Annotated in this window: 2 protein-coding genes; both read right to left on the bottom strand. The window is 76.6% G+C overall.

Features of this window, described 5'->3' with window-relative positions:
• The coding region (locus E0D90_RS22755) for a type I polyketide synthase (protein ID WP_438827435.1) at positions 1 to 1,725 on the bottom strand (1,725 nt) is incomplete at its 3' end.
• A gap of 307 nt (positions 1,726 to 2,032) precedes the next feature.
• A partial coding sequence (locus E0D90_RS22750; protein WP_130799880.1) for an SDR family NAD(P)-dependent oxidoreductase occupies positions 2,033 to 6,053 on the bottom strand: 4,021 nt, incomplete at its 5' end.

The raw sequence follows: 6,053 nt of genomic DNA, 5'->3' as shown, positions 1-6,053 counted from the left end.
CCCCATCCCCACCCGCTGCGACCCCTGACCACCGAACAGCACCGCGAGGCGCCGTCCGGAGGTGGCACGGCCGGTCCCGGTGCCGGGACCGTCGGGGCTCTGCCCGTCGGCCGCGAGCGCGTCGAGGGCGGCGAGGAGGTCGTCTCCGCCGTGGCCGAAGAGCACGGCGCGGTGCTCGAGCTGGGCCCGTCCGGTCGCGAGGGAGCGCGCGACGTCGGCCGCCGGGACGTCGGGCCGGGCCGCGGTGAACTCACGCAACCGGGCGGCCTGTTCGCGCAGCGCGGCCGGGGTGCGGCCGGAGAGCAGCCAGGGCAGCGGCAGCCCCTCGGGGGTGCGTCCGGCCGGCGCCGGCGCGTCCTCCGCGGGTGCCTCCTCCAGCACCACATGGGCGTTGGTCCCGCTCACGCCGAAGGACGACACCGCGGCGCGGCGCGGGCCGTGGTCGCGCGGCCAGGGGGTGTGCTCGGTCAGCAGCTCGACGGCGCCGGTCTCCCAGTCGACGGCGCTGCTGGGCCGGCTGATGTGCAGGGTGGCGGGCAGCGCGTCATGGCGCATCGACTGGACGGACTTGATGATCCCGGTGACTCCGGCGGCGGCCTGGGTGTGACCGAGGTTGGACTTCACCGACCCGAGCCGCAGCGGCCGTTCCGCCGCGCGGCCGGCACCGTAGGTGGCGAGGAGTGCCTGGGCCTCGATGGGGTCGCCGAGGGCGGTGCCCGTGCCGTGCGCCTCCACCACGTCCACATCCGCCGCCGACAGGCCCGCGTCGGCCAGCGCCGCCCGGATCACCCGCTGCTGCGAGGGACCGTTGGGCGCGGTGAGCCCGTTGGAGGCTCCGTCGGAGTTGACGGCGGTGCCCCGCACCACGGCCAGCACCCGGTGACCGTTGCGCCGCGCGTCCGACAACCGCTCCACGAGGAGGAGCCCGGCGCCCTCGGACCAGCCGGTGCCGTCGGCGTCGTCGGAGAACGACTTGCACCGCCCGTCCTTGGCCAGGCCCCGCTGACGGGAGAACTCGACGAAGAGGTGCGGGGAGGTGAGGATCGTGACACCGCCGACGAGGGCCATCGCGCACTCCCCCGCGCGCAGGGCGCGGACCGCCTGGTGCAGGGCGACGAGCGAGGACGAGCAGGCGGTGTCGACGGAGACGGCGGGACCTTCGAGGCCGAAGACGTAGGCCAGCCTGCCGGAGGCGACACTCGGGGTGTTCCCCGTCAGCAGCAGCCCTTCCACTCGGGGGTCGCCGTGGCGGGCGGGCTGGTCGTAGTCCTGGGCGGAGATGCCGACGTAGACGCCGGTCCGGCTGCCCCGCAGGGTCGTCGGGTCGATCCCGGCGTGCTCGAAGGTCTCCCACGCCGTCTCCAGCAGCACCCGCTGCTGCGGGTCCATCGCGAGGGCCTCACGCGGGGAGATCCCGAACAGTCCGGCGTCGAAGTCGGCGGCTCCGGTGAGGAATCCGCCGCGGTCCACGGTGGAGGTGCCGGGGCTGTCGGGGTCGGGGCCGAACAGCGTGTCCAGGTCCCAGCCGCGGTCGTCGGGGAACTCGCCGACGGTGTCCCGGCCCTCGGCGAGCAGCTCCCACAGCGCGTCCGGAGAGCCGATGCCGCCGGGCAGGCGGCAGCCCATGCCGACGATCGCGACCGGTTCGCCGGGGCCGGTGCCCTGAGCGCGCACCTGGCGGCCGAGCCGTTCGTTCTCCTTGAGCGAGGCTCGCAACGCGGCCACCAGATCCTCGCGGGATTCAGCCATGCAGGTCTCCTCCTCGCAGCCGGCCGGGCATCCGCGTCGCACGTTAGGCGGGGTGCGGGGCGGCTCCTATGGGGCCAGTCCACGCCGTGGGCACTGACCGCGAATTGTCCCGACAGCCCGCCGGTTCGGAAGGGCGATAACGGCATCTTCTTCTTGAAGCGGACGCCGGGAGGCCGGGTGCGCGGTGCCCGCCCGCAGACGGGACGACCGCGCGCGGGGAGTCCCCGCGCGCGGTCGCGCGTACCGGCCGGGTGGCTGGCCGGCTGGCTGGCTGGCCGTCCGGTTACGATCCGCCGCCCAGCGCGCGCCGGATCAGCTCGTCCTCGTCCATGGCGTCGATGTCCCCCACGCCGCCGGTCCCGGAGTCGGCCCCGCCGCCGGCGCCGCCGGCGCTCTCCGCCTCAGCGGCCTCCTCCCCCAGCAGCCGCACGGTGAGGTAGCGGGCGAGGGCCTCCGGCGTCGGGTGGTCGAACACCACGGTCGGCGGCAGGCGTTCACCGGTGGCCCGCGCGAGCTGGTTCCGCAGTTCGACGGCGGTGAGGGAGTCGAAGCCGAGGGCCTGGAACGGCCGGTCCGGCGGTACCCCGTCCACTCCTTCGGAGCGGTCCCGTCCGAGGACGCCCGCGGTGAGGGCCCGCACCAGGTCCGTGGTCTCCCGCCGGGCCGCCCCGGGCGGGAGTCCGGAGATCCGCCGGGTGAAGCCCTCCTCGGTGTCTCCCGCGCCGGGGGCGGCGGCGGCGCGGCGGGCGGGCCGCCGCGTCAGCCCGCGCAGGACCGCGGGCAGGCCGGCCCCCTCATCCGGGGTGCCCGCGTCGGCCAGGGCCGCCGGGTCGAGGTTCAGCGGCACATGGAACGCGTCCCCGGTGGCGGTGGCGAGGTCCAGGAGCGCCAGGCCCTGCCGTGGCTCCAGCGGCAGCAGTCCCGAGCGCGCCATCCGGGCGAGGTCACCCTCCCCGAGGTGGGCGGTGATCCCCGCGCCGTCCTGCCGCCACAGCCCCCAGGCGAGCGAGGTGGCGGCCAGTCCGCGTGACCGGCGGTGGGCGGCGAGGGCGTCGAGCAGACCGTTGGCGGCGGCGTAGTTGCCCTGGCCGGGACCGCCGAGCACGGCCGCGGCCGAGGAGAACAGGGCGAACAGGGCGAGGTCCTGGTCCGCGGTGAGGTCGTGCAGGTGCAGGGCGGCGTCGGCCTTGGGGGCGAGGACCCGGGAGAGCCGGTCCGGGGTCAGGGTGGCGACGACGCCGTCCTCGACGACGCCCGCGGTGTGGACGACGCCGGTCAGCGGACGCGCCCGCGGTACCGACGCCAGCAGCCGCCGCACGGCGTCCCGGTCCGAGACGTCGCACGCCGCGAGGGTCACCTCCGCCCCGGCGGCGCCGAGTTCGGCCGCGAGCTCACGGGCGCCGGGCGCCTCGGCGCCGCGCCGTGAGGTGAGCAGCAGGTGCCGCACGCCGCGGGCGGTGACGAGGTGGCGCGCCACGAGCGCGCCGAGGTCCCCGGTGCCGCCGGTGATCAGTACGGTGCCCTCCGGGTCGGGCCGGCGCGGCACGGTCAGCACCACCTTGCCGGTGTGGCGCGCCTCCCGCAGGTACCGGAACGCCTCCGGGGCCCGGTGGACGTCCCAGGCGGTGACCGGCAGCGGGGTCAGGACGCCGCGTTCGAAGAGGGCGACCAGCTCCGTCAGCATCTGCTGGATGCGGTCCTCGCCGGCGTCCAGGACGTCGAACGCCCGGTACCGAACGCCCTCGTAGGCGCCGGTCACCGCCTCCGTGTCGCGGATGTCGACCTTCCCCATCTCCAGGAACCGGCCGCCGTCCCTCAGCAGCCGCAGCGAGGCGTCCACGAACTCTCCGGTGAGGGAGTTGAGGACGACGTCCAGGCCGCCGCTGTCCGCGAACGCGTTCTCGAAGTCGGTCGTGCGCGAGGAGGCGATCCGCCGCTCGTCCAGGCCGAGTGCGCGGAGGGTGTCCCACTTGGCGGGGTGGGCGGTGCCGTAGACCTCGGCGCCGAGATGGCGGGCCAGCTGGAGGGCGGCCATGCCGACGCCGCCCGCCGCCGCGTGGACCAGGACGCGCTCGCCGGGGCGGACCCCGGCGAGGTCGGTGAGGGCGTGGTAGGCGGTGAGGAAGACCAGCGGCATGGCGGCGGCCTGCTCGAACGTCCAGGTGTCCGGGAACGGTGTGACCATGCGCCGGTCCGCGACCGCGACGGGCCCGAACCCGCCGAAGACCAGTCCGGTGACCCGGTCGCCCGGCCGCAGCCCCCGCACACCGGGCCCGGTCTCCAGGACCACGCCGGCCGCCTCGCCCCCGAGCATTCCGGTGATGCTGGGGAACATGCCGAGGACGGTGAACACGTCGCGGAAGTTGAGCCCGGCCGCGCGCACCCCGATGCGGACCTGCCCCTCGCCGAGCGGCGCGAGCGCCTCGGGGCAGGGCACCACGCGGAGGTTCTCCACGGTGCCGGTGCCGGTCATGCCGAGGCGCCAGGCCGGTTCCCCGGGCAGGGGGGCCAGGGCGCCGTCGGAACCGTGGCGCGCCAGGCGCGGGGCGAGGACGAGGCCGCCGCGCAGCGCGGTGCGGGCCTCTCCGGTGGCCAGGGCCGCCGCGAGTTCCTTGACACCGGTGCCGTCCTCGGCGTCGACGAGGACGATCCGGCCGGGCTGCTCGGACTGTGCGGAGCCGATCAGTCCGTGGACGGCCGCGCCGGCCAGGTCGGGGACGTCCTCACCGGGGAGCGCGGCGACCGCGCCGCGGGTGAGGACCAGCAGCCGGGTGTGCTCACGGGCGGGGTCGGCGAGATGCGCCCGCACGACGTCGAGGGCGGAGCGGGTCGCGGCGTGCGACTCGTCCCCCGGGAAGGGCGGCGACCAGACCAGGACGTCGGGCGGGCCGGCGCCGTCGTCGGGGTCGTGGGCGGGCAGACCGGTGCCGTACGGGTCGCCCTCCCCCAACAGCGCCCACCGGCCGGGCACTTCGGGCGGTGCGGCCGCGGGCTCCGGCAGCGGGGTCCAGTCCAGGCGGTACAGGTGGTCGAGGGCGGGGTCGCGGTCGGCGACCCGGTCGCGGGTCAGCTTGCGGACGGTCAGCGCTTCCACGGAGGCGACCGGCGCCCCGGAGGTGTCGGTGAGGAGGAGCCGCACGGACTCACCGCCCAGGTGGGTGAGGGTGACCCGCAGGGCACGGGCACCGGTGGCGTGCAGGGTGACGCCGCTGAAGGCGAACGGCACGAACGCGGCGTCGGCGTCGAGGAATCCGCTGAACCGCAGGGCGTGCAGGCAGGAGTCGAGCAGCGCGGGGTGGATGCCGTACCCCTCGGCGGGGCTCTCCCCCGCCGTCCCGCCCGCGGCCTCGGGGAGTTCTACCTCCGCGTACACGGTGTCGCCCTCGCGCCACATGGCGCGCAGCGCCCGGAAGGCGGGGCCGTAGTCCACTCCCACCGCGCGCAGCGCCCGGTAGACATCCTGGGTGGCCAGGGCGTCGGCGCCGGGGGGTGGCCAGGCGCCGCCTCCTGGCTCCACGGGCTCAGCGGTTGCCCGGGCCGCCTCGGGGTGGACGGAGGTGGGCCGGAGCGTTCCCGTGGCGTGCGTGGTCCACCCGGCGCCCGTGCCCGGCTCTCCCGCGCCCGGCTGGGCGTCGATCCGCAGCGTGCGCGTCCCGCTCGGTGCCGCCGGCCCGACGACCGCGCGCAGCCGCACGGACGCGGTTTCGGGGAGGACCAGCGGTGCCTGGACGACGAGTTCGTCGACGGTGCCCGCGTCCGTCTGGTCGCCGGCCCGTACCGCCGCCTCGACGAGCGCTGCGCCCGGCAGCAGGACGCGGTCCAGCACGCGGTGGTCGGCGAGCCACGGCTGGTCGGCGAGGGAGAGCCGCCCGGTGAGGACGGCTCCGCCGTCGGGCAGCGGCACGCTCGCCCCGAACAGCGGGTGGCCGGTGGTGTCCAGACCCAGCCGGGCGGTGTCACCGGTGGTGCCGGGGGGCTCGCCGATCCAGTAGGGCCGGCGCTGGAAGGCGTAGGTCGGCAGCTCGGCGGGGCGGGCGCCGCTGCCGTCGAACAGGGCGCCGAGCCGGACCTCGTGGCCGCGCGCGGCGAGCCGTCCGACGCCGGCCACCAGCGTGTCGGGCTCCGGGCGGCCCCGGCGCAGCAGCGCCACGGCGGCCCCGCCGGGGCGGTTGAGGCTGTCGGGGACGAGGGAGGCGAGGGCGGCGGGGCCGACCTCCAGGAAGGTGGTGACGCCCTCGCCCTCCAGCCGGGCCACCCCGTCGCCGAAGCGGACGGTGCCCCGCAGCTGGTCCGCCCAGTAGTCG

The organism is Streptomyces otsuchiensis, from assembly GCF_004305975.1.
In the GTDB taxonomy this organism is placed as follows: domain Bacteria; phylum Actinomycetota; class Actinomycetes; order Streptomycetales; family Streptomycetaceae; genus Streptomyces; species Streptomyces otsuchiensis.
Note: the sequence above shows the minus strand (reverse complement) of the source record. Positions and strands in the feature narration are given on the sequence as shown.